This window comes from Streptomyces prunicolor NBRC 13075 (genome assembly GCF_000367365.1).
Lineage (GTDB): Bacteria > Actinomycetota > Actinomycetes > Streptomycetales > Streptomycetaceae > Streptomyces > Streptomyces prunicolor.
Genome location: NZ_BARF01000028.1, coordinates 1 through 22,077 on the forward strand (window position 1 = coordinate 1; position 22,077 = coordinate 22,077).

Below are 22,077 nucleotides of genomic sequence, written 5' to 3' on the forward strand. Positions count from 1 at the left end.
CCTGAAAAAGGGGCGCTTGCCCTTGAGGCGTCTACCAGGCGAAGGCCTCCGGCGACGGGCCCGGACCCGGGAAGATCTCGTCCAGCGACGTCAGGATCTCCTTGCTCAGTTCCAGTTCTACGGCCCTCAGCGCGCTGTCGAGTTGTTCGGCCGTGCGCGGGCCGACGATCGGGCCGGTGATGCCGGGGCGGGTGAGGAGCCAGGCCAGGGCTGCCTCGCCGGGTTCGATGCCGTGTTTGTCGAGGAGGTCCTCGTAGGCCTGGATCTGGGCGCGTGAGGTGGGGTTCGCGAGGGTGTCCGCGGCCCGGCCGCTTGCCCGGCGGCCGCCCGAGATCTCCTTCTTGATGACCCCGCCGAGGAGTCCGCCCTGGAGCGGGGACCAGGGGATGACCCCGAGGCCGTACTCCTGCGCGGCCGGGATGACCTCCATCTCGGCGCGGCGCTCGGCGAGGTTGTAGAGGCACTGCTCGCTGACGAGGCCGATGGTGCCACCGCGCCGCGCGGCGATCTCGTTGGCCTGGGCGATCTTGTAACCGGGGAAGTTCGAGGAACCGACGTAGAGGATCTTGCCCTGCTGGATGAGGGTGTCGATCGCCTGCCAGATCTCCTCGAACGGGGTGTCACGGTCGATGTGGTGGAACTGGTAGATGTCGATGTAGTCGGTCTGTAGCCGCTTCAGGCTGGCGTCCACGGCCCGCCGGATGTTGACCGCGGAGAGCTTGTCGTGGTTGGGCCAGGCGTCGCCGTCGGCGGCCATGTTGCCGTAGACCTTGGTGGCGAGGACCGTCTTGTCGCGGTGGTCGGGGCTCTTGGCGAACCAGCTGCCGATGATCTCCTCGGTGCGGCCCTTGTTCTCGCCCCAGCCGTACACGTTCGCGGTGTCGAAGTAGTTGATCCCCGCGTCCAGCGCCGCGTCCATGATCGCGTGGCTGTCCGCCTCGTTCGTCTGCGGTCCGAAGTTCATCGTGCCGAGGACCAGTCGGCTGACCTTGAGGCCTGTGCGTCCGAGCTGCGTGTACTTCATGAGTACCTAGCCAACGACTTTGAGTGCGCTCTATGCAAGGGGGATCAAAGGGGGATCAGTCGCGGGGGAACTCGTCGGTGGTGAGGGTGAGGCCGACCACCGTGTCGGTGAGATCGAGGTCGTCCCCGAACGCCACCTTCGTCTCGGTCGTGTAGTCGTCGCCCTTGGGGTGGGTGTAGATGTGGCAGCGGCCCTGGTACGGGTCGGCGATGACGTAGACGGGGACCTCGGCGAGGGCGTACGCGGCCTTCTTCGGGCCGTAGTCGTTGGCGGCGGTTCCCTTGGAGATGACCTCGGCGACGAACTCGACGTCCTGGTAGCGCCAGCGCCCGCTCTCCGTCTTCTCGGCGCCCTCGGCCATCGCCGTCACGTCGGTCGCGAATCCGTTGAGGTGACCGGGGTAGTCGATACGGACGTCTGACTTCACGCGCTTCCGGGGGTACTTGGTCCGCAGCTGTTCGACGAAGTCCAGGATGATCTCCCAGTGGGTGTCCCTCTGCGGCGACATGAACACGGTCCCCTCGACGATCTCGACCTTGTATCCCTCGGGGGCGGGCATCTTCTCGATCCGCTCGAACAGCTCGTCGAGCGTGATCTCGTCGTCGCTCTTGGCCATCGCGATCCTGTCTTCAAGGACGGTCATCGTGGCGCTCCTCCCCGGCCGCCCTCCACACAAGTGCAGCCGCGCGGTACAACGATACGCACGGTGACCGGGAGACGCGGGAATCACGCCCTCGACCGGCGTGATCACGCCCCGGTCAGCGGCGGGCCGACCGCCTCGACGAGGAGTGGTGCGGCCGGTGTTGGGTGCTGTCGCTCCCGGCCGGGTCGTCCTCGCCGTACTCCCCACCCACCCCCCACGCCTGATGCATCGCCCCCGCGAACGCCCCCGTGATCTTGTGCTCGCCGGCCGCGTTCGGATGCGTGCCGTCGTACGTGTCGTGGTCGACGTCGTACGACTCCGGGAGGGAGGCCAGGAGGAGAGGGGAGCGCCGTTCGTCCAGGTCGGCGACCGCCTTCGCCTGGAGTTCGTTGAAGAGGGCGACCTCGGTGGCGAAGGGCGCGTCCGTGCGGGCGCGGACGTTCGGGATCACCGGGAGGAACACCATGCGGACGGACGGCTTCGCGGTGCGGGCCTCCGCCACGAAGGACCGCATGTTGTCGGCTGTCTGCGTCGCGTTCGTGTAGAAGCCCAGGTCGATCAGGCCGAGGGAGACCAGGAGCACGTCCGCCCGGTGCGCGCGGACCGCCTCGCCGATCAGCGGGGCCATGTGCAGCCAGCCCTCGCCCCAGCCGGCCAGGTGGAAGTGCGGGAAGTCGGGGTCGGCGTACTCGTACGACGTGGGCGTGTCCGTCGCCTTGTCGTACAGCGTCTCGCGCGGGCCGACCACGGCGAACGGGCCGCCATAGGTCGCGCGCAGGTGCTGCCACATCCGGTAACGCCAAGTGTGTTCGCCCGCGCTCCCGATCGTCATGGAGTCGCCTACGGGCATGAACCTGAGCATCCGCTCATGATGGACGATCAACCATCGATGGATGGAACGGGTGGGGTGTGAGGCCCACCACGCCCGGCCCGCTACAGCACTCTCCGTTCCGCACCGCACGGGATGGCAGGCTTGGGGCATGCGTCGCTTCCTCGCGTTCCTCGGTGCCGGCTTCCTCGTCGGCGCGCTCGCTCTGCCCGCAGCCGCAGCACCCTCCGACGACGGTGACGGCAAGGGCGACAAGGGGTTCACGATCACGGACTCCCGGATCACCGAGTCCAGCGGGCTCGCCGCCTCGCACCTCCACCCCGGCATCTACTGGACGCACAACGACAGCGACGACGGCCCGTACATCTACGCCGTCGACAGCAGCACCGGCAAGACGGTCGCCACGGTCACCTTCAGCGGGGTCGGCAAACCGCGTGACGTCGAGGCGATCTCCATCGGGCCGCACAACGAGATCTACATCGGCGACATCGGCGACAACCTCGACGGGACCTGGCCCTACGTCTGGATCTACAAGCTGCCCGAGCCGAAGGTGCTCAAGAACCAGACGATCCGGGCCACGCAGTACGTCGTGAAGTACTCGGACGGGGCGCGCAACGCCGAGTCGCTGCTCGTGCACCCCAAGACCGGGCGCGTGTACATCATCGACAAGAAGGAGGACGGCGGGCATCTGTTCGAGGGCCCGGCCACGCTCTCCTCCTCCGGGACGAATTACTTCAAGCCCATCGCCGCCGTGGACCTCTGGGCCACCGACGCCGCGTTCTCGCCCAACGGCCAACAGCTCGCCGTACGCGGGTACTTGGGCGGGATCTACTACGACTGGAACGGCGGGAAGATCAAGCGCGAGGGGCGCCTCGACGTGCCGTTGCAGGGGCAGGGGGAGTCCGTCAGCTACTCCGCCGACGGGACCAAGCTGATGTACGGGAGCGAGGGCACCGACAGTCCGGTGCAGGCCGAGGATGCTCCTGGGGGTGGCTCGGACTCCTCCAAGTCGCCCTCCGGGGGCGGGAGTTCGGCGAGCGGTGACAGTGACGGCGGCTCGGGGAACAGTGTGAAGATCGGCGCCCTGGCCGTCGTGGTCGTCGGCGGGGCGTTGTTCGGGCTGCGGCGCCTCACGCGTCGCCGCTGAACTCCTGTGCCGCGCACCGCTGTTGGACCACCATCTCCAGTCCGTCCAGGATGCGTCCGAGCCCGAACCCGAAGTGGTCGAAGCTCGCGGTGAAGGTGTCGGGGGAGAGGGACGCGAGGGTCGGGTACGCGCCGGTCGCCATCGCCTTCTCCAGCGCCGGGACCTGGGCGCCGTAGAACTCCGCGTCGGTCAGGCCGGTGCTGCGGGCCGCCTCCTCCTGGTGGACCTGGGTGCGCGCGGCGCCGACGACGTAGCCGTCGATCATGACGACCGTCGAGACGAGTTCCGGGTCGGTCAGGCCCATCGGGCGGATGCGGGCGAGCAGGTGTTCCAGGGTGGCGAGGGCGCGGGGGCCGAGGAGCGGGCGGGACTGGTTGACGCGTAGCAGCCAGGGGTGACGCCGGTGGACGGCGAGGGCGTCGCGGGCGGCGGTTTCCAGTGCCGTACGCCAACTGCCGCTGCGGTCGCGGTCGTTGGGGTGGTCCGGGAAGCGGACGCGGTCCAGCATCAGATCGAGGAGTTCGGCCTTGCCGGGGACGTAGCGATACAGGGACATCGCGCCGGTGCCGAGGTCGGTGGCGACCCGGCGCATGGAGACCGCGTCCAGTCCCTCCTCGTCCGCGATGCGGATGGCCGCGTCCACGATCCGGTCGACGCTCAGGCCCGGTTTCGGTCCGCGGGTGGGGCGCGGGCCGGTGTTCCACAGCAGTTCGAGGGTGCGATCGATGTCACCGCTGCCGCTGGAGTCCGTCGAGTTCGAGTTCGGTGGCCTGCTCGTCATGCGGGGGAGTGTAGGTCCATGGGTGAAAACCGAGTACACCGTACGCGCTATCGGATACGGTGCACGCAGTTCGGTACGGGAGGGAGGGAAGGGCATGAGCGGTGACGGGTACGTGGTCGAGGCCGAAGGGCTGGAGAAGCGCTACGGCGACAAACGCGCCCTCGACGGCTTCGACCTGGCCGTCCGCGAGGGCACCGTGCACGGGCTGCTCGGTCCGAACGGGGCCGGTAAGACCACCGCCGTCCGTATCCTCTCCACCCTCGTCCGGCTCGACGGCGGTCGGGCGACCGTCGCCGGTCTCGATGTGGCCCGGCAGCCGCGCCAGGTGCGTTCGCGGATCGGGCTCACCGGCCAGTACGCGGCGATCGACGAGATCCTCACCGGCCGGCAGAACCTGGAGATGTTCGGCCGCCTCTTCCATCTCGGGCGCAAGCGGGCCAAGTTGAGGGCGGCCCAACTCCTGCGCCAGTTCGACCTGGAGGCCGCGGCGGACAAGGGCGCGGGCGGCTACAGCGGTGGCATGCGCCGCCGTCTGGACCTCGCCGCGTCGATGATCCTGGCGCCGGCTGTCCTGTTCCTGGACGAACCGACCACCGGCCTCGACCCGCGCAGCCGGGGCGAAGTCTGGGAGGCGGTGCGGCAGTTGGTGGCCGACGGCACCACCGTCCTGCTCACCACGCAGTACCTGGAGGAGGCCGACCGGCTGGCCTCCCGCATCACCGTCATCGACCAGGGCCGGGCCATCGCCGACGACACCCTCGACGGCCTCAAGAACCGCGTCGGCGGCGACCGCGTCGAGGTCGTGGTGCGCGAACCGGCCCACATCCCGTACGCGTTGCAGGCGGTCGCGAGGGTGGCTCACGGTGGCCAACCGGAGGCCGACATGGGGGAGTTGAGGGTGCACGCGCCGGTCGTCGACCGGGTGGGGTCACTGAGCGAGGTCGCCCGCTACCTTCAGCACTACGGCATCCCGGTCGAGGACATCGGCCTGCGCCGCCCGAGCCTGGACGACGTGTTCCTCCGGCTGACGGGCCGCCGTACGGAAGAGGAACCGGCGGACCAGGAGCCGGAGTTCGAGGCTCCGGCGGCCGAGGGGGCGGCGGCGTGAGCGGCGGCGCGTCGACGGCGTCCGAGGCGACCGGGCGGACGTACCGCAGACGGCCGCAGCACGGGCGTCTGTTCTGGACGGTCGCGGACTGCTGGAACGTCGTCCGGCGCGGCCTGACCCACTACCGGCGCCAACCGGTCAGCATCCTCTGGCAGTTGGGCTTCCCGATCCTGTCCGTGCTGCTGTACGGCTACGTCTTCGGCAAGGCGATGCGGGTGCCGGGCGGCGGGGACTACAAGGCGTTCCTGATGCCGGGCATGTTCGTGATGACGGTCGCCATGGGGTTCGTCTCCACGGCGACGATCTTCGTGAACGACGCGAAGAAGGGTGTCATCGACCGGTTCCGTTCCATGCCGATGGCGCCGTCGGCGGTGGTCGCGGGGCGCGGTGCGACCGATCTCATCGTCGCCTGCGCCGAGTTGGGCATCATGATGGCCACGGCGTACGGCATGGGCTGGCGCCCGGAGTTCGGCTCGGGACCCGACTTCGGCGTCGGCTTCGTGAAGGCCGTAGCGCTGCTTCTGGCACTGCGGTTCGCGTTGATCTGGGTGGGGGTCTGGCTGGGACTGCTGCTGCCGGGGCCCGAGCAGGTGGGCGGGCTGTTCGCGATCGTCTTCCCGCTGACGATGATCTCCAGCATCTATGTCTCCCCGCAGCAGATGCCCCACTGGCTGGGCCAGGCCGCGCTCTGGAACCCGCTCTCCTCGACGGCCGGCGCCACCCGCGCGCTCTTCGGCGCACCGACGGGACAGGGCACGTCCTGGCCGGAACAGCACGCGTTGCTGCTCGCGGGGGCGTGGCCGGCGGCGCTGACGCTGCTGTTCCTGCCGTTGGCGGTACGGAGGTTCCGCAGGCTCAGCCGGTAGGCGGCCCGGTAGGCGGCAAGGGGCGCGCGGTGCGCGTCCCGGGGTTCGTTGCGCGCTCCCGTCGGCCGTGCTTGGCTCGCCCGATGAATCTTCTGCTGACGGCCAGTGGCCTGCGCAATGACACCCTGCGGGACGCGTTGCGGGACATGCTGGGAAAGCCGTTCGGATCGGCGAACGTCGTGTACGTCCCCACGGCGTCGGTCGCCGAGCCGGGGGACCACGGCTGGTTCGTCGAGGACCTGAACCGGCTGCACGGCCTCGGCTGGCGGGAGTTCGACGTCCTTGAACTGAACGGCCTGCCCCGGCAGTTGGTCCTCGACCGGCTGCTCCACGCCGACGTCGTCTATGTCGAGGGCGGCAACCACTACCACCTCGCACGCAGCATCACCGGCAACGGCCTGGCCGACGGTTTCCTGGAGGCGCTGGAGAGCCGGGTCTATGTCGGGGTCAGCGCCGGGTCGATGATCTTCAGCCGCAATCTCACCGCGCACTCCGCCGACGTCATCGGGGACACCGCGGACCTCCACCTGCTCGGCGCGACGACCGTCGAGCCGCCGTTCGGCCTCTTCGACTGGTACCTCAAGCCGCATCTGTACTCGCCGAACTTCCCCGAGCGGGACGACACTTGGGCCGATCGCATCGTGGCGCGGGCGAACTTCCCGCTCTACTTCATCGACGACGACACGGCCGTGCGCGTCAGGGACGGCAAGGTGGAGGTCGTTTCCGAGGGGCGGTGGCGGTTTCATCCGGTCCCTCCGGTACATCCGATCCATCCGTGACGTAGCGAGTTCGGCGGATTCCGTTGCCGGGCGTGCTCGCGCGGTCCGCCGGTGCGGACGGGCGCCCGGGACCGGGGCGGGGCGAGGTCGACACGGCCGTGGTGGAGAACGCGTTGCGCCGCGCGGTCGACGGACTCGGCCCCGGACAGCGGGAGTTGGGCCGGTTGACCTTCGGCCTGGAACCTGGCACGCGCGCTGTCGGGCAAGGTGCGGCGTGACAAGGCCGCCGACCTGGCGGGGATCGGCGCCGACCGTTTCCGCAAGCACCAGGAGAAGCTGCTCGTCCGCCAGGTCGCCGAGGCGATTCTGGCGGGAGCCGAACCTGTGGTGTCCGGTGCGGAGTACACCGCGCCCGGGTCGTTCCAGCCGCCCCAGCCGCCCCAGCCGCCCCCGCTCGTGCGGGCGGGGGCGGCATCCGGTGGAGACGCCCTTTCCGCACGGCGAGGTGACGATCACCCTGCACGTGGCGCCCATCGAACTGATCGAGCGGGTCGATGTGTTGGTGTCGTCGGAGAACATCTACTTCGAGATGTCCAAGACGTTCCGCCGCACGATCTCCGGGAGCCTGCGGCGGGCCAGGAGCGGGATTCCGGCGGGCTCCCGCTGCGGTCCGTCGCCCTGCCCCTGTTCGGCGCGGGGCGCGGCGGCCTGGACGCGCGCAAGAGCGCGGAGGCCGTCCTCGGGGCGCTGGAGATCGCGCTGGCGGCCGACCCCGACTGGCCGGTGCACCTGGTGACACGCAATCCCGTCAGCGCGGCCGCCGTACTGGAGGCACTCGCCGCGCGCCGCCGGTGAGCCCCGGGACGCCGCTGAGCCCCGGGACGGAACGCTCAACCGGCTTCGGTGAGGCGGTACTTCTTCGTCGGGCCCGTGGGCTGGTGGACGATGACCCACTCGCCCTCGATGACGTACAGATAGCCCTGGTTGGCCGCCTGGTAGCCGTCCGTGGTGGCCTCGGCGGGGACGGTGACCGCTTCGGACGCCTTGTGGGTGGCGTCCGGGTGGAGCCAGGTGCCGTCGTAGTAGATCTGTCCGCTCGTGGTCTTGCACAGCCGGATGAGGCTCGACTCCGTCGTGTAGGCGTGCAGCAGCGTCGCTCCGGTGCCGTCCGGGATGCGGTCGGCCACGGCGGTGGGGCAGGGCGGCCCCGCCGAGAGCGGGACCGCGGTGGTCGGGTCGGCGGACTTCTGCTGGACGACGTAGACGCCGAGGCCGATGCCGATCGCCGCGACCACTGTCACCAGCACCGCGAGGAACTTCGGCGTGCTGTTGCTCCGACGGGCGGGCGCGGGTGTCCAGGGCGACTGCGGTACGGGGCGCGGGAGCGGGATGGGGATGTACGCCTGCGGTTGCACCTGGGGCTGCGGTTGCACCTGGGGCTGGGGCTGGGGCTGCGGGTGGGGCGAGGGTGTCTGGGGCGGAAGGCCGTGCGCCGGGCTCTGCACCGTTCGCGGGGCCGCGCGCTGGTGCTGGATCGCCTGTCGGTGCTGGGCGGCGTAGTCGTCCAGGACGCGCAGCGCGTCGGCACGGTAGGAGGGCAGGCGGCTCGGAGTCAGAAAGGCCGTGTGCAGGGCGCGATGCCATTCGGCCGCGCTGGGCCGCGTACTCGTGGCGAACGGGTCGTCGAGCGCGCGGCTGAACAGCTGTCGTAGCGCCGGGTCCAGGCGGCCGGGGAACTGCGAGGGCTTGATCCACTGCCCTCTCTGGTGCCCTTGCGGCCATCGAGGGCCACCGGGGTTGAGGAACAGGCCGCGGTAGAGCACCAGGGCGAGGGCGAACCGGTCGCTGAACCGGTCGTGCGCCGGGATCACACCGGCGATGCGGCGCGGGTCCGTCCATTCCTGCGTGGCGACGCCGTGCGTGGCCGGGGTGCTCCACGGGGTCAGCCCGTCGCAGTCGATCAGATAGGCGTGGGTGTCCTGCTCCCGCCACACGAGGTTCTTCGCTGCCAGGTCCCCGTGGGTGAGCTTGAGGTCCTCCAGCTGCTTGAAGATGTCGCACACGCGCAGCAGTACACCGAGGCGTACCCGCGCCTGTGGCGGTGGCGGCTCGGCCCGGGCCAGGTAGAGGAAGTCGAGCGTGCGGGGCGCTACTTTTCCGTCCGAGTTCGTGAACATGAAGGTCTGCGGGATGAGGGGCAGGATGACGGCCTCCACGGCGCCGTTCCTGCCGTGGATCACGTCGATGGGCCAGTTGATGGACGATTCGGCGGTCGTGGCGAGCCCGCCGTACGTCGCGGGGTTGCTGCCGTTCTCGGCGCGGTGGACGGCGTCCCAGCCGAGCAGCGCCAGTTGGTACAGCCGGTGGACCTCGGACGACGCGGACTCGGGAGTCTTGTACTCCTTGAAGACGCGCCCCACTCCGTCCTCGTCGACGCAGTGGTACAGCAGACCCTGGCCGCCGTCTGTGTTGAAGGGCTGCGACTCGACCTGGTATCTGCGGCCGAGCCTGCTGGTGACGATGCGCATCGGTCATCCGTTCCGCAGCTGCCGTGACCACACCACGAGGGCGGTCCGGTCGTCGTGCGAGCCGCGGCGCCGGTAGCGCAGCGAGTCCGCCATCGCGGCGGCGTCGCAGGGCCGCGACCAGCGCTCGGCGAGCCAGGCGCGCACCGCGGGCGAGCCGAAGGCGTCCTCCGCCAGCCCGTCCGAGGCCAGGATCAGACAGTCGCCCGGGCTCTCCTCGGCCAGCGGGGCGTACTCGGCGACCTCCGCCGGAGTGGGGTGGGGCAGCGCGGCGGAGACCATGTTGACCGGTCCGCCGTCGCGGGCGAAGACGGTCTCCCACGCCTCGCCGGCCAGCCGCAGCACCGCGCAGTCCCCGACCCGGGCGGCCCAGCCGGTGCCCGTGGCCGGGAGCAGCGCCAGGGCGGCCGTACAGGACAGGTCCCGGTCCGTCAGGCCGGGCAGCCCCGCCGTGCGCACCTGCGTCACCCGCGCGCAGGCCGCGTCGAGGATGCCGCCCAGTACGGCGCGCGGGTCGGCCGCGAGCTTTCCGGCGGTGACCGTACGAGCCTCCTCGCACAGCAGGGAGGCCAGGAGGACCGCGCCGATCTGTGAGGTCAGGGGACGCGAGCCCATGCCGTCGCAGACCGCCGCGATCAGCAGGGAGCCGTCGTCGGAGAGCGTGAACTGGTAGGCGTCCTGTGCCGTGCTGCCGCCGTTCAGGTGCGACTGCCCGACAAGGCTGGCCGCGCCCAGCCACCGGTCGCCCAGCAGCCCCCCGTCGGCCCGCAGTCCGGGCAACGAGGTTGTCGTAGGCGCGAGTCGGGGAAGCGGAAGGGGTTGCAGATGGTCTCCCACCTGCGGGGCGTCGGTGGCCAGGGTGCGGGGCGGGGCGACGGGCGGAAGCGCGGTGCCTGTTGCGTTGTCGTCATCGGGAGTACCGGGAGTACCGGGAGTACCGGAGGCGAGGACGGCGTCCGTGGCCAAGTCGCCGTCCGTGGCGGAGTGGCTGTCCGTGGCGGAGTAGCCGTCTGTGGCGGAGACGTTGTCCACGGCGGTGGCCATGGGCTCCGGCGGCGTGGGGCCGGGCGGCGTGGGGCCGGGCGGCGTGAGGTCCGCCGTGCCCGGCTCCGTCGTGTCGGTGGTGTCCGGTACGGCGGCCCCGTGGCCCGGCGCCGCAGCCGCGTGCCGGCCCTTGCGCCCGATGAACTTGCCTACTCGCACGCTCAGTTCACCATGTGCTGGGTGAGCGGGAGCTGCGTGAGCTTCGTTCCGTCGAGCGGCACCGAGAGCGCGCCCCCGGTGGCCGAGGAGAAGCTGCTGGAGGTGGTCCGGATGCTCCTGAGCACCGTGCGCAGGATCTCGCGGACGGCCGTTCCCGGGTCGCTCTCGTCGGTGAAGAAGGCGAAGCCCGTCGAGACCTGCTGGATGGTCTCCCGGTTGGCCTTGCCGAAGCCGAAGCTGACGATCTGCGCCCCGTACTTGTCCTCCTTGGAGGTGATCTGTCCCCGGGCGTGGGTCCAGTCGACGTCCGCGTTGTGCTCGCCGTCGCTGATGAAGAAGATCACCGGCTGGTGGTAGGCGCTGCCCTTGCCGAGGCCCTTGATGCCGTCGCGCAGCGCGTCACCGGAGGCGCGCAGCCCCACGTCGAAGTTGGTGCCGCCCTGCGGTGACAGCACGGGCATGTCGGCGAACGCGATGTCGGTCAGGGGCAGCACGATGTCGGCCTGGTCGGAGAAGGTCACCACGGCGAGCCGCGCGATCTCCCCGGTGGACGGGTCGCTCTTGATCGCGGCCTTGATCTCGGGGAGGGCGTCGTTGACGGCGGTCATGGGCGGGCCCTGCATCGAGTACGAGACGTCGATGCAGAGGCAGACGGGAAACACGGCGGGGCGTTCGACGTTCGAGAATGCAGACATTCCTGTCCTGACGTGGAAAGTGGAAGGCGGAAGGCGGAAGGCAGAAAGGGAAAATGGGCGTAGAGACGCCGTACGGAAAACGGCGTGTTTTCTCGACTTTTCTCGACGAGGAAATCGAGTGGACGCCGTTGCGTGCGACAGGGAACGCGCCGAAAGGTGCGGCTGTGGCAGCACGGTCGGTTACTGATGGAAAAGTATGCACGTGTGCGGGTGATCGGTCTGCGGTTCGTCCAAATAACCGGTAAGAACCCGGAAAACGCCCGGCTTTCGCCCGCGGTCCGCTATAAGGGCGTCAGGCCCAGGTGCCGGTGCCGTCCGCGGCGTCCGGGGGCCCGACCCTGACGTGGAACGGCCTCAGCCGGCTGTCGAGCCACCGCACGCTGTCCGGTTCGTCGAGGTCACGCGCGGGTTCGCCGGTGGCCTCCAGCAGATCGCTGTCTGCGTCGAGGTCGAACAGCACCAGTGACACGTTCGGGAAGGCGAGGCGCGACCCGTAGAGGAAGCCCTGCGCCCAGGGCGCTTCGGCGCGCAGCCAGTGCGTCCAGCGGCGGGTGAAGGCGTACTCCGTGGGCTCGGACCGCACCAGCCAGTCGTTGTTCTGCTGCACGCCGCAGAGGTCGAACACGGTGTGCAGCGAGAGCAGTGCCACGTCCTGGGCCAGCCGGACCTGCGAGAGCCGCTTGCCCTCAAGTTCCTTGCGCGGCAGGACGCGGGTTGAACTGGACCGCCTTGCGATGCTGCGAGTGCACCCGGTACAGGACCTGGCCCGCCTGCCAGTCGATCCGCTTCGGTTCGGCCGTGCCCCGGTCGGGCAGTCGTGCGCCTCGGGCCATGTCAGTCCTCCTCGCCCACCACGCTCGCCGCGGCGAGCAGTTGTCCGTCCAGACCCTTGCCGAGCAGTGCCGCCGGGGTCGCGGCCAGCCAGGGGTTGGGGCCGAGCCACCAGTCGGCCACCCCCCAGGGATCCTCCGCGGCGCCCAGCATGCGGTTGACGGCGACGACCACCTCCCGGGGCCGGCCCGTGCCGTCGAACTGGAAGGCCGGCAGCCGTTCCGTGCCGTCGCGGCGGCGCAGGCGGATCAGCTCGGGAGCGGTCGCCTCCACACCGAAGTTGTCCCGCAGGTCGTCCTCGGTGAGCGCGGGCGCGGCCAACAGCCGTTCGTACGGCGAGGGTTGGGCCTCCGCGTCGCCGACCGGGGCGGGCTCGGTGCCGTGCGGCGCTGTCGACCCGGTGGCGTGCGGTGCTGTCGACCCGGTGCTGTGCGGCGCTGCCGACCGGGTTCCGTGCGGCTCTGTCGACCGGCCGCTGAACGAGGCGAACGCGGCCAGCAGTTCGTGCGGCGGGGCCGACGTCGTACCGGTGAACCGCCTCTCGACCGCCGCCCGGACCTCGTCCTCCGGCAGGGCGGCACGCAGGTGGGCCGCGACGGCACGGGTCACGGCCTTCTGCCGTCGCTCGTCACCCCTTTCGGCGGCCAGGTCGAGCAATGCGTCAAGGCGGTTCCGGTCTTCCGAGGTGAGTTTTTCTAGTATCGCCTACCGATCTCTCGTCAGCGCCGCGATGAGTCGTGCCTCGTACTCGTCCATGCGCCCCCTCTGGAATTTCTTGATAATTGGGTGGGTGTATAGCATTCGGCGGGCCCGGCCGACAGAATTCCGGAAGATCGCCTCCGGGGGGCCCGGTCTCGAATCCGGCGGGGAACACCGCGTGCCGCGCGCGGCGGCCGGGTGCGGAATGGGCATGTGCCGAATCGGGGTGGGGAATGACGGGGAACGGCATGGGCGGCACCGGCCAGGAGGAGCCGCTGGATCGGGTGGAACGGCTGCTGGAGGCCGCCGAGCGGTTCCTGGCGGCGGGAGCCGGGCGGGCACCGGGCGCGGGGCCGGGCGTGGGGCCGGGCGTGGGGCAGGGCGTGGGGCCGGTCCCCGGGGAGCTGGGTGAGGCGGAGACCCTGCTCTCTGCGCTGTGCGACACGGTCACGGACGACGAGCGACGCCGTGTGAGGTGCAAGCCCGCGGTCTCGGCCAGTGCTGTGACCGCGTAGGTTCGCCGGGTTGGTGGTCGTGGCGGTTGGATGTGCGGTTTGCAGGCCGACGAGGACACCATCCGGGACGTGATCCACTGCTTCAACGAGATCGGCCCGGCCTGCCTGGACCCTCGGTGGGCGGGAGGCCGTCCCCGTCAACTCGGCTATGACGACGAGGATTTCGTCATCGCGACGGTCACCACACGGCCGGTCGAGCTCGGCCGGCCGTTCACCCGCTGGTCGCCTGCCTGCGGAAAGTGCACGGGCGGGTGATCCGCATCGGCCGCGAGGCGTCACGGTGCCTGCTCGCCCGCCCCCTGACTGCGCACCCGTCCGGCCCGGCTCCGCTAAGAGCCGCTTTCCGCCACGAAGCGCAGGTACCGTTCCGCGGAACGCTGGACCGCGGCTGCCCCGTCGGCGCTGACCACTCGCCCCCAGAACGCCCCGTAGATGCGCTCGAAGGGGAAAGGCTCGACCAGCGCGAGCGCGCGGCGGATGGTGCTCGGTCGCTCCGGAATGAAGTTGGGGATGCTGTACATGAAGCTGACCCACCGCCGGTCCATCACCACCATGAAGATGTCACCGCTGAACAGCGCACCGCGCCTCTCCGGGTCGTCAGCCCAGTGCAGCACGGTGCCTCCGGCGAAGTGCGTGCCTGCGTTGATCAGCGTCATGCCAGGCGCGATCCGGTGGGTGTCGCCCGTCCAGTACTCGATCACCGGATCGGGCCGTCCGACCCAGTCACGGTCCGCGGCATGGACGTACACGGGAACGTCGAAGGCCCGGCCCCACTCGGTCATCACGCCGTAGAAGTGCGGATGGCTGACGGCGATCGCGCTGATCCCACCCAGATCCTCGATTTCGGCGGCAAGGTCGTCATCGAGGTAGCCCACGCAGTCCCACAGCACGTTGCCGGACGGTGAGCGGATCAGCAGCGCGCGCTGGCCGACGGCCACCGACGGCACCGCACCCACCCCGATCACACCGGGTCCCTCCTCAGAAAGCCGACCGCGACGGCCGCCGGCGCGCAACTCGGCCAGCGTCGTCCACTGTTGGCCGTCCCAACCGACGTACTGCCGCTCGTCCAGGCAGATCGGGCAATCAGCGCGCGGTGCCCCGTACTGCACGCCGCACGTACTGCAGATCGGAAGCTGCACACCCGTGACCGACGCGACCCGCTTCGAAGACGACACCAGAACCTCCCCCTCCAAGAACTCACCACTTGGCGACACCGACACCGACACCGACACCAACAGCCGGCCCTGCTGGGCCTCTTCCCGAGCCCCCCGCCGGGGCGAACGCCTCGTCTCAGCCGGGCCTGTGTCGTACGTGCAGATGGCCCTCGCGGGGATACGCGGGCGGTGCCGGAGCCAGGACGGTGTCGAGGGGGTACCGGCTCTTGTGGGCCACGCGGCAGGAGGCCGGGTTGTCCACCTGGTGCAGGAGTTCCAGGCGCTCCAACCCGTCGGGCCCCAGGGTGTCGAAGGCCCAGTCGCTGAGGGCCGCCAACGCGCGCGGTGCCACACCTCGCCCGCGGGCGTGCGCGGCGGTCCAGTAGCCCACCTCGGCCGACGGTTTGCCGGTGGCCGCTCCCTTGAGGATCACGTGGCCCGCCAACTGGCCTTGGCCGGAGGTGGGTTGGGGTTCCGCTTCGAGGACCGCGAAAGCGAGGTGGTCTCCCGTCGCCCAGTTCCGCTCCTGGTCCCGTATCCACCGCAGCGCATCGGCCTCGTTCTCCACGCCTGAACTGGTCCAGTGGCGCAGCGTCGGATCCCGGAACACTTCGACAAGTGCGGCGACGTCCTCCGTGCGCCAGGGGCGAAGGAGGAGGGCGGGAGCGGACGGCGTCGCACCCGCGTGCAGGATCACGGTCTGGTGCTCGTTCACCGGCCGATCGTACGTGTACCCGTGCCGTCCTGTTTGTGCTGGTCATGCCTCCATGGATGCACTGTCGGCCCGCGTTGTCACGGTACGGGGCGGCTCGGGTGCGTCACCCACGCCGCCGTTTCGCTTCGCCTCCACGCACAACCACACATAGACCAGGTCGACCACGCTGCACATGATGCCCAGCCCGAGCAGGAAACCGTCGTGCTGGATGGCGCCGAACAGGATCGTGGGCGCGAGCGTGCCGAGCCACTTGGCCACCGCGATCGTCACCGACTGCCCGCGCAGTCCGCGCCGTGCGACGAACATCGCGATGAACAGGGCGGACATCAACAGGTTCTGGAGAAACGCCGAGTAGGCGGCCCCGTCCTCCGCGCCGAACTTCGCCAGGAACAGCCACTGCACGGCGAACGACATCCCGAACAGCAGCACGCTCAGGCCGCCGAACATCCGCGCCGTGACGAACGACGGGAACTCGGCACGCCCGTACCGGAAGAACGTGTACACGATGACCGCGTCGGCGATGCCCCACACCAGGTTGATACCGCCCTGCACCGACGGGTCGAAGGCCAGGTTGTGCACCGCGTACGTCCACTCCCACGCGAAGTTCAGACCCAGCGCTACGGCGGGCATGGCGTAGGTGCGTTCGCGGAACCCGACGCGGATCGCTTCGATGTACACGATCGTCCAGGCGATGCCGCTCGCGAGGATGAGGGCGATATGCATCTGCGTCTCCTGTTACGGATCTTCGAGTTGCGGATCTTCGAGGGGTCGCGCGGACGCTAACAGACACGTTCGGGGGTGTGGGCGATGTCCGTCTTACGTGAGTGTGACGTAGGGACGTAGAGGCGTACCAGGTCGGACTCGGCCTGCCAGGGCGGCTGTTGGGGCTCGGGCGGGAGTTGCCAACAGGGTTCGTCGAGCGGGAAGGGCAGGTGGCGGCCGGCCGCGCGGGAGCGTTTGTGCCAGCGCTTCCAGCGGGCGTCGTGGGGGGTTGGGAGTCGCCATACGTAGGGGTCGGGCGTCCGGACTTCTCCGCCAAGGTCCGTGTCCGGCAGGGGAGTTCGGGGAGTTCTGTGCGTGAGCAGGCGGGTCGTCGCCTCATAAAGTCGCCGGAACATGAGGACCATGAGCCTGAACCCCCTCCAGGTCGAACCTCGCCCACACGCATTTCGCGTACGGCTCCTGCCGACATCCCCAGTTGTCAGCCAGCGCGGCGACGAGCGCGAGGCCCCGGCCGCCTTCCTCGTCCGGGGTCGAGTCGTGCGGTCGGGGGAGTCTGTCCCGGTCCGGGTCGGAGACCTCCAGGACCAACTCCCTGCTGTTGAGGGCGAGTTCGACCTTGACCTGGGAGTGGGAGACCTTGCAGTGGGTCACGGCGTTGGTGACCAGTTCGTTGGCCAACAGGGTTACGGCGTCGGCGAGTTCGTCGGTGATGCCCCAGTCCGCGAGGGTCTTGCGGACGCGTTGGCGGGCGGTGGGGACGTGTCGGCGGTGTTTGGGGATGAGGAAGCTCTCGGACGCGGGCATGGGGGACTCCGTCCTGACGTGGCGTCAAGTTGGGCTGCGCTGCGGCGCCTTCACGAAGCTACGGCCGGATTCGGCGCCTGCGCAACAGGTTCGAGTGAATGCATTCACCTGTCCACTCGATCGAGTGACATGCTCTCGGAGGGAGCGGTCCGTGTGGCATCGTTGCCGAAAGAAGAGGGGAGGGCCCATGCCCGCAGGTGGACGGCCGACGGTACGCAGCAGGCGTTTGGGTACGGCGCTCAGGCAGTACCGGCACGCGGCCAAGCTCGATCAGCCGCAGGCCGCCGAGGTCATCGCGGCAAGGCAGGCCAGGATCAGCCGACTTGAGAGCGGACACGTCACCGCTCGCGTGATCGAGGTGCGGTTGCTACTGGATGCGTACGGCGTCACGGACTCTGAAGTCCGCGTCAAACTGGAGGAGTTGGCCAAGCACTCCAAGAACCGGGGCTGGTGGCTGGAGCACGCCGCACACCTACGGCCGGACTACGTCGATCACATCGCGTTGGAGGACGACGCCACGTACATCCGGGAATGGCAACCGGTGCTCGTACCCGGGTTGCTGCAAACTCCGGCCTACGCGGAGGCGGTTATCGCCTCGACTCCTCACTACATCGCCCCCGAACGGATCGCCCAGTTGGTGAAGGTGCGCGAGGGGCGACAGGCGAAGATCGAGGAGGGTGGAGCAACGTACACGGCCATCCTCTGGGAAGCCGTGGTCACGCAGCCGATGGTGAGCGTCGAGATTCACCGGGAGCAGTTGTCCAGGATCCTTGAGGTGAGTGAGCGGAAGAACGTCACCATCCAGGTGTTGCCGTTCAGCGCGGGGGCGGTGGCGGGTTCTACGTACGCCTTCTCCTCTTTCAGTTTCGAGTCCGAGCCGACCGTCGAAGCCGTAACTATGGACAACTTGCGAGGTACTTCGGTTCTTGAAGGTGCTGAGGATCTTGCCGCTTACGCCAACGCGTACGACCAACTACGATCGGCGGCATTGGGACCGGACGCCAGTGTGCGACTGATTCGAAGTGCACTGCGGAGCAGCAAGGACAACACATCGTGACCGAGATCGTAAGCACCTTCCGGAAGTCGTCGTACTCCACCGGCGAGGGCAACTGCGTAGAGGTCGCCGACACCACCGACCACGGCCGAGCCGTCCGCGACAGCAAGCGCCCGGAAGACGGTACTCCCCTCCTCACCGTCTCCCGCGATGCCTGGCGCAACTTCGTCCAATACCTCTGAACTACCCCCGAGGCAACGACGTGTTGGTGATCGGCAGAGCCTGCTGTGCCCCCGCCACGTACATATCCCTCGGCGCCGTGCGCAGGGTGAACGTGTCGTCGTAGCCGGTGACCCGTACCGACATGACGAAGAAGCCGTCATACGTGGCGGTCACCTTCGTGTCGTACTCCTGCTCCCAGTAGGTCTGCAGGAAGACCTCCGTGCCCTGGGGCTGGACGCCCTTGGGGAGGGTGACCTTGCCCGTGACGGTGAGGATGTCGCCGGCCTTCACCTTCTTCTTGCTGAGCCGGTAACTGACCGAACTGGACTGGGTGTTGACTCCCACGGTGGTGTCCGCGAAGTAGCCGTCCTGCGGGGTGTTGAGGTCGCCGTCCTCGTCGTAGAGGGCGGTGATCTGGACTCCGCGCTCGACGTTGAGCAGGCTGCTGTCGGTGGCGTGGTCGATTGCGACGTCCGGGATCGTGAACTTTCCGTTGGCGTCGGTGACCGGCTTACCCAGGTCGCGGGGCTCGTAGTAGTGCGGGTCGATCGGGTCGCCCCACGGGTTCCAGGTCGTGAACTGGACGACTTCCTCGACCGTGACGGGGATGTTCGGCGCCGGGGTGCCGTCCGCCTTGGTGACGGTGCCGGTGACGTCGACGTGGCGGTTGCCGTAGGTGGTGGTCGCCGGGTTCGTCGTCACGGTCACTACGTACGCGTCGCCGGGGGACGGGTCCGCGGAGGCGGCCGGTGCGGACAGGGCGCCGGTGGCGAGGAGCAGCGCGGCGGTGGCGGCGAGCCGTGTCGGCAGGGATTTCCTGGGCATGGGGCAACTCCAACTTCGGTCGGGAATCGAGGAGTTGCGCCGCAGGTGTGCGACGCGTCGAGTTCGACCGGCGTGGTGGGGTGGGAGTTGTCCCTTGTGCGTTCGCTGTTACGTGGCTGTGGCGTGTGGTGGGTTTGTCCGGGTTACGGGTTCACCTGGACGTCGGCCGCAGGCCGCCCCGCATTGTCCTCGGCACGACAGGCGTCGGCGAAACGCGCCTCACGGCCCCTCCGGCGGCGGCGAGGTCAGGGCCGTGCGGCAGGCCAGGTGCAGGGCCAGGCGTTCGTCGGGGTCGGCGAGGTCGACGCCGAGGAGTTGCTGGACTCGGGCGATCCTGGCGGTGACGGTGTTGCGGTGGACGCCGAGCACCGCGGCGGTCTCGGCGGTCGAGGACTCGGCGTCCAGGAACGCGGCGAGCGTGCGGACCAGGTCGCCGCTCTCGCCGACCAGGGGTTCGAGCAGGGACCGGGCGGCGGGCTGGAAGGTGTCGGTCCGGGTCCAGGCCAGCAGCAGCTGGGCCAGACCCAGCCGGTCGACGTGCAGGAAACGGCCCGTCGCGGCGCGTCCCTGGGCGAGGCGAGCGGCGTCGCCCGCCTCGCCCAGGGTGCGCGCGATGCCCTCGGGACCGGCGTGCACCCGGCCGACCCCGACATACGTGCCGACGGTGTCGGCGAGCCGCCGCTGCGCCCGGCGGATCGCACCGGCCAGCCGCTCGACCTCGATGCCGGACGGCTCACGCCCGGCGGTGATCCACGCAGACCACCCGTCGCCCTGCTCGACCACGGCCGCGTCCAGTTCCTCGGCGCCGAGCGCGGCGACGACGTCCGCGCGCAGACCGGCCACATCGACCTCCGGCGCGACGCCGATCCGTACCCCGGTGTGCCAGCCGTCGAGCTGCCAGTCGAGGTCGAGCGCCCGCCGCCGCACCGCCACCGGCGCGTCACCGGCCAGGTGCAGCAGCTCACCCAGCAGCGAGGCACGGCTGCGGGCGCTGCGCTCCAGACCGAGCCGGCGCAGCGTGAGCCGTTGGCGGACCGCGCCGGCCGCCACCGACAGCGCGGCGGCCACCGCGTCGCTCTCGGCGCGCAGCGCGGTGGGCAGCCGGACGGCGAGCCAGTACGGCGGCCCGGCTCCGCTCGTGTCGGGTACCGGATGGATGACGAGGACCGCGCGGCTCGGCAGCTCCACCAGCCGGGGCACCGGGTGCTGCGCGCTGGAGCCGCCGAGCCAGGCCGCTACCGCGCCGGTCTCGTCGCCGTAGAGCACCCGCTGTCCGGCGATCCGGTCGCCCGCGTGGTGGAAGAGGGCGGTGGGGCGGCGTAGGAGTGTGGTCAGTCCGTTGAGCAGTTCGTCCACAGTGTCGCCCGCGTGCTGGCAGGCGGTGGCGGTACGGATGACCGTCTCGGCGGTCATCAGCTGGGGCTGCGCGGTGACGAGGTTCAGCGCCGAGTGGGCTGTCAGGGGGTCGGCCGCGCCCAGGACCGGCAGTCCGAGCCGCGCCGCCAGCGCGTGCGACGCGCGGCGCAGCGGCTCGGTCCCGGCGAGCAGCACGGCCGCCGCCCCGGCCGTGTGTGCCCGGCGCAGCAGGGTGTCGAGCCGCCAGTCGCCGCGCTCTCCCGGCAGCAGTACGACGAGCAGCCGGCCGGTGAGCGGGGCGTCGGGGCCGGCCACCTCCGCGAAGGGGGTGGAGAGTTCGGCGTGCACCACGGCGCCGGTGAGGATCCGGTCGCCGTGGCCGCCGCTGCCGGCGAGCACGGTGACGTCCTGCCATGAGGGATGCTCCAGCATCGCGGCCAGCGGTACGCCGGGGCGGGCGGTGGTCATCGGGGACCGCCTGTGTGCACAACGGGCGTGCCCGCAACGGCCGTTCGGACCGCCGGTGCGTCGAGGCCGAAGGCGGACGGTGATACGTGGTCGATCGCCTCGTCCTGCCACCACCACTCCGGGCCCGGCAGGACGACCGCCATCACCTCGTCGCCGACCCGCAGCCGTTCCACCGCGCGCGGGACGGCCGTACGCCGGTCCAGTACGCAGAGCAGGTCGGGGCAGCTGGCGGTGAGTTCGCCGTCGAGGATGGCGAGCAGGAACTCGTTCTCCGCTTCGAGGCGCAGGACGGCGCCGGAGGCGGTGTCGACCACCGCGAGGCTGCCGCGTCGGAAGCCGCGGCCCATGCCCTCCCTGACCACGTCCACGATGCGGCCGGTGGCCAGCACCCGGGCGTCGAGCGCATCCGCTACGGCCTCCGGTGCGGGTGCCTGGTCCAGGGTGGCGTGCGCCCGGCCGAGCGCGAGGGCGCGGGTGAGACTTCCGGTGACGGTGTCGCGGGTGGCCTCTCCGATCTCGGTCGGGCAGAGCGCGAGCGCCGCCCAGCCGCCGGCCGAGGCGACGAAGGACCTCGCGGTGCGTTCCAGGCCGGTGGCGTTCGCTCCGGCCGCCCCGTCCGCGCCCTCCGCGCTGTCCACGACGAGGATCGGGCCGCTGGGCTCGGCCAGCGCGCAGGGCGTCAGCGGTCTGCCGCGTACCGCCCAGGTGAACTGGTCCAGGCGGGGCAGCGCCCGGCCCATGAGGTCCGCGTCCACGAACGGCAGCCCGAGGTCGAGGGCGGCGACCAGCCCGCTGAGGCCGTTGAGACCGCCGGCCTCCCACGCCATCAGGGCGTCGGCGCGGCGGCCCGTCCACCGGGTCACGGCGGCCACGGCATCGCGGAACTCGCGCCCGCTGGGCAGCTTCTCGGTGAGCACGTTGATCGCGCCGACCACCCCGATCGGTACGACGTGACCGCCGGTCAGCGCATCCGGCAGGTCGTCCGGGCTGATCAGGGCGATCTCACCGTCGCCGAGCCTGCGCCGCAGTACCCCGGCGAAGGTCACCGCGTCACCGCCACCGCCCGAGCCCAGCAGGCTGACACCGACGACGAGGGCGTCGACGTCGGCCGCGCGGATCAGGGCCGGGGCTGGGGAAGTCCGGGCGGGCGTACCGGTCACATCGGTCATCCTGCCAGGTCGGACCGTGACCGGCCGGGTCGGCATCGGTCGTACGCCTCGTCGTGCGACCG

General features: G+C 70.1%; 27 protein-coding genes and 1 pseudogene. 10 read left to right on the plus strand and 18 right to left on the minus strand.

What is annotated here, in order from left to right:
• Positions 1–31: 31 nt before the first annotated feature.
• From SPR02S_RS12275 to SPR02S_RS12285, 3 genes are all read right to left on the minus strand, one after another.
• Positions 32–1,024 carry an aldo/keto reductase gene (locus SPR02S_RS12275; protein ID WP_019057260.1) on the minus strand — a complete coding sequence of 331 codons (993 nt, stop codon included), beginning with the start codon at positions 1,022–1,024 and terminating at the stop codon, positions 32–34.
• Between the two features lie 55 nt (positions 1,025–1,079).
• Entirely contained in the window at positions 1,080–1,667 is a 588-nt protein-coding gene (locus SPR02S_RS12280) for a Uma2 family endonuclease (protein WP_019057261.1), read from the minus strand.
• Positions 1,668–1,782: 115 nt separating this feature from the next.
• Positions 1,783–2,529 carry an SGNH/GDSL hydrolase family protein gene (locus tag SPR02S_RS12285; protein ID WP_019057262.1) on the minus strand — a complete coding sequence of 249 codons (747 nt, stop codon included), beginning with the start codon at positions 2,527–2,529 and terminating at the stop codon, positions 1,783–1,785.
• A gap of 118 nt (positions 2,530–2,647) precedes the next feature.
• Between SPR02S_RS12285 and SPR02S_RS12290 the strand changes: the two genes are divergently transcribed.
• Positions 2,648–3,643 carry a hypothetical protein gene (locus SPR02S_RS12290; protein WP_019057263.1) on the plus strand — a complete coding sequence of 332 codons (996 nt, stop codon included), beginning with the start codon at positions 2,648–2,650 and terminating at the stop codon, positions 3,641–3,643.
• Here SPR02S_RS12290 and SPR02S_RS12295 read toward each other — a convergent pair.
• Positions 3,627–4,424, minus strand: a complete 798-nt coding sequence (locus tag SPR02S_RS12295) for a TetR/AcrR family transcriptional regulator (RefSeq protein ID WP_019057264.1) — start codon at positions 4,422–4,424, stop codon at positions 3,627–3,629. The two genes, SPR02S_RS12290 and SPR02S_RS12295, sit on opposite strands and share 17 nt — an antisense overlap.
• A 94-nt stretch (positions 4,425–4,518) precedes the next feature.
• Between SPR02S_RS12295 and SPR02S_RS12300 the strand changes: the two genes are divergently transcribed.
• From SPR02S_RS12300 to SPR02S_RS12320, 5 genes are all read left to right on the plus strand, one after another.
• Positions 4,519–5,532 (plus strand): daunorubicin resistance protein DrrA family ABC transporter ATP-binding protein, encoded by a 1,014-nt coding sequence (locus tag SPR02S_RS12300; RefSeq protein WP_019057265.1) that lies wholly within the window; start codon positions 4,519–4,521, stop codon positions 5,530–5,532.
• A gap of 68 nt (positions 5,533–5,600) precedes the next feature.
• Positions 5,601–6,398 (plus strand): ABC transporter permease, encoded by a 798-nt coding sequence (locus SPR02S_RS12305; protein ID WP_052346970.1) that lies wholly within the window; start codon positions 5,601–5,603, stop codon positions 6,396–6,398.
• Positions 6,399–6,481: 83 nt separating this feature from the next.
• Positions 6,482–7,177, plus strand: a complete 696-nt coding sequence (locus tag SPR02S_RS12310; protein ID WP_019057267.1) for a Type 1 glutamine amidotransferase-like domain-containing protein — start codon at positions 6,482–6,484, stop codon at positions 7,175–7,177.
• A 32-nt stretch (positions 7,178–7,209) separates the two neighbouring features.
• Positions 7,210–7,395 (plus strand): hypothetical protein, encoded by a 186-nt coding sequence (locus tag SPR02S_RS58935; RefSeq protein WP_019057268.1) that lies wholly within the window; start codon positions 7,210–7,212, stop codon positions 7,393–7,395.
• Positions 7,385–7,972, plus strand: a complete 588-nt coding sequence (locus SPR02S_RS12320; RefSeq protein ID WP_020684171.1) for a hypothetical protein — start codon at positions 7,385–7,387, stop codon at positions 7,970–7,972. The genes SPR02S_RS58935 and SPR02S_RS12320 overlap by 11 nt, the downstream gene beginning before the upstream one ends.
• Positions 7,973–8,007: 35 nt before the next feature.
• Here the strand turns inward: SPR02S_RS12320 and SPR02S_RS12325 are convergent, their stop codons facing one another.
• From SPR02S_RS12325 to SPR02S_RS12345, 6 genes are all read right to left on the minus strand, one after another.
• Positions 8,008–9,645, minus strand: a complete 1,638-nt coding sequence (locus SPR02S_RS12325) for a hypothetical protein (RefSeq protein ID WP_026150458.1) — start codon at positions 9,643–9,645, stop codon at positions 8,008–8,010.
• 3 nt (positions 9,646–9,648) lie between these two features.
• Positions 9,649–10,845: a protein phosphatase 2C domain-containing protein gene (locus SPR02S_RS12330; protein WP_019057269.1), complete on the minus strand. Its 1,197-nt coding sequence runs from the start codon at positions 10,843–10,845 to the stop codon at positions 9,649–9,651.
• 2 nt (positions 10,846–10,847) lie between these two features.
• Positions 10,848–11,540 (minus strand): vWA domain-containing protein, encoded by a 693-nt coding sequence (locus SPR02S_RS12335; RefSeq protein ID WP_019057270.1) that lies wholly within the window; start codon positions 11,538–11,540, stop codon positions 10,848–10,850.
• 292 nt (positions 11,541–11,832) lie between these two features.
• Positions 11,833–12,189, minus strand: a complete 357-nt coding sequence (locus tag SPR02S_RS55615) for an RES domain-containing protein (RefSeq protein WP_019057271.1) — start codon at positions 12,187–12,189, stop codon at positions 11,833–11,835.
• A gap of 37 nt (positions 12,190–12,226) precedes the next feature.
• Positions 12,227–12,373 carry a hypothetical protein gene (locus tag SPR02S_RS64815; protein ID WP_019057272.1) on the minus strand — a complete coding sequence of 49 codons (147 nt, stop codon included), beginning with the start codon at positions 12,371–12,373 and terminating at the stop codon, positions 12,227–12,229.
• 1 nt (position 12,374) lies between these two features.
• Entirely contained in the window at positions 12,375–12,980 is a 606-nt protein-coding gene (locus tag SPR02S_RS12345; protein ID WP_158697805.1) for a DUF3168 domain-containing protein, read from the minus strand.
• Between the two features lie 323 nt (positions 12,981–13,303).
• Here SPR02S_RS12345 and SPR02S_RS58940 point away from each other — a divergent pair, with 323 nt between their 5' ends.
• Positions 13,304–13,585 carry a hypothetical protein gene (locus SPR02S_RS58940; protein WP_019057274.1) on the plus strand — a complete coding sequence of 94 codons (282 nt, stop codon included), beginning with the start codon at positions 13,304–13,306 and terminating at the stop codon, positions 13,583–13,585.
• A 39-nt stretch (positions 13,586–13,624) separates the two neighbouring features.
• A pseudogene (locus SPR02S_RS12360) lies at positions 13,625–13,881 on the plus strand (helix-turn-helix domain-containing protein); the annotation flags it as partial.
• Between the two features lie 33 nt (positions 13,882–13,914).
• On the opposite strand, the gene SPR02S_RS12365 reads toward SPR02S_RS12360, so the two are convergent.
• From SPR02S_RS12365 to SPR02S_RS12380, 5 genes are all read right to left on the minus strand, one after another.
• Entirely contained in the window at positions 13,915–14,760 is an 846-nt protein-coding gene (locus SPR02S_RS12365) for an MBL fold metallo-hydrolase (RefSeq protein ID WP_019057275.1), read from the minus strand.
• A 115-nt stretch (positions 14,761–14,875) separates the two neighbouring features.
• A complete protein-coding gene (locus SPR02S_RS12370) occupies positions 14,876–15,454 on the minus strand; it encodes a GNAT family N-acetyltransferase (RefSeq protein WP_019057276.1) in 579 nt (192 codons plus the stop codon).
• A gap of 42 nt (positions 15,455–15,496) precedes the next feature.
• Positions 15,497–16,177 (minus strand): transmembrane-type terpene cyclase, encoded by a 681-nt coding sequence (locus tag SPR02S_RS12375; RefSeq protein ID WP_019057277.1) that lies wholly within the window; start codon positions 16,175–16,177, stop codon positions 15,497–15,499.
• Positions 16,178–16,233: 56 nt separating this feature from the next.
• On the minus strand, positions 16,234–16,572 hold the full coding sequence (locus SPR02S_RS62985; protein ID WP_158697806.1) for a hypothetical protein: 339 nt from the start codon (positions 16,570–16,572) through the stop codon (positions 16,234–16,236).
• Positions 16,553–16,981 carry an ATP-binding protein gene (locus tag SPR02S_RS12380; RefSeq protein WP_019057278.1) on the minus strand — a complete coding sequence of 143 codons (429 nt, stop codon included), beginning with the start codon at positions 16,979–16,981 and terminating at the stop codon, positions 16,553–16,555. Before SPR02S_RS12380 ends, SPR02S_RS62985 begins: the two co-directional genes overlap by 20 nt.
• A gap of 187 nt (positions 16,982–17,168) precedes the next feature.
• On the opposite strand from SPR02S_RS12380, the gene SPR02S_RS12385 reads away from it, so the two are divergent.
• On the plus strand, positions 17,169–18,038 hold the full coding sequence (locus tag SPR02S_RS12385; RefSeq protein ID WP_026150461.1) for a helix-turn-helix domain-containing protein: 870 nt from the start codon (positions 17,169–17,171) through the stop codon (positions 18,036–18,038).
• Complete coding sequence (locus tag SPR02S_RS12390) at positions 18,035–18,217, plus strand: DUF397 domain-containing protein (protein WP_019057280.1); 183 nt, start codon at positions 18,035–18,037, stop codon at positions 18,215–18,217. The genes SPR02S_RS12385 and SPR02S_RS12390 overlap by 4 nt, the downstream gene beginning before the upstream one ends.
• Before the next feature lies 1 nt (position 18,218).
• Here the strand turns inward: SPR02S_RS12390 and SPR02S_RS12395 are convergent, their stop codons facing one another.
• The 3 genes from SPR02S_RS12395 to SPR02S_RS12405 all read right to left on the minus strand — a co-directional run bounded on the left by SPR02S_RS12395 (position 18,219) and on the right by SPR02S_RS12405 (position 22,015).
• Positions 18,219–19,022, minus strand: a complete 804-nt coding sequence (locus tag SPR02S_RS12395) for a hypothetical protein (RefSeq protein WP_019057281.1) — start codon at positions 19,020–19,022, stop codon at positions 18,219–18,221.
• A 219-nt stretch (positions 19,023–19,241) separates the two neighbouring features.
• Positions 19,242–20,846, minus strand: a complete 1,605-nt coding sequence (locus tag SPR02S_RS12400) for a PucR family transcriptional regulator (protein ID WP_019057282.1) — start codon at positions 20,844–20,846, stop codon at positions 19,242–19,244.
• Positions 20,843–22,015, minus strand: coding sequence for a DUF917 domain-containing protein (locus SPR02S_RS12405; RefSeq protein ID WP_063746252.1), 1,173 nt, complete (start codon positions 22,013–22,015; stop codon positions 20,843–20,845). The genes SPR02S_RS12400 and SPR02S_RS12405 overlap by 4 nt, the downstream gene beginning before the upstream one ends.
• Positions 22,016–22,077 lie beyond the last annotated feature (62 nt).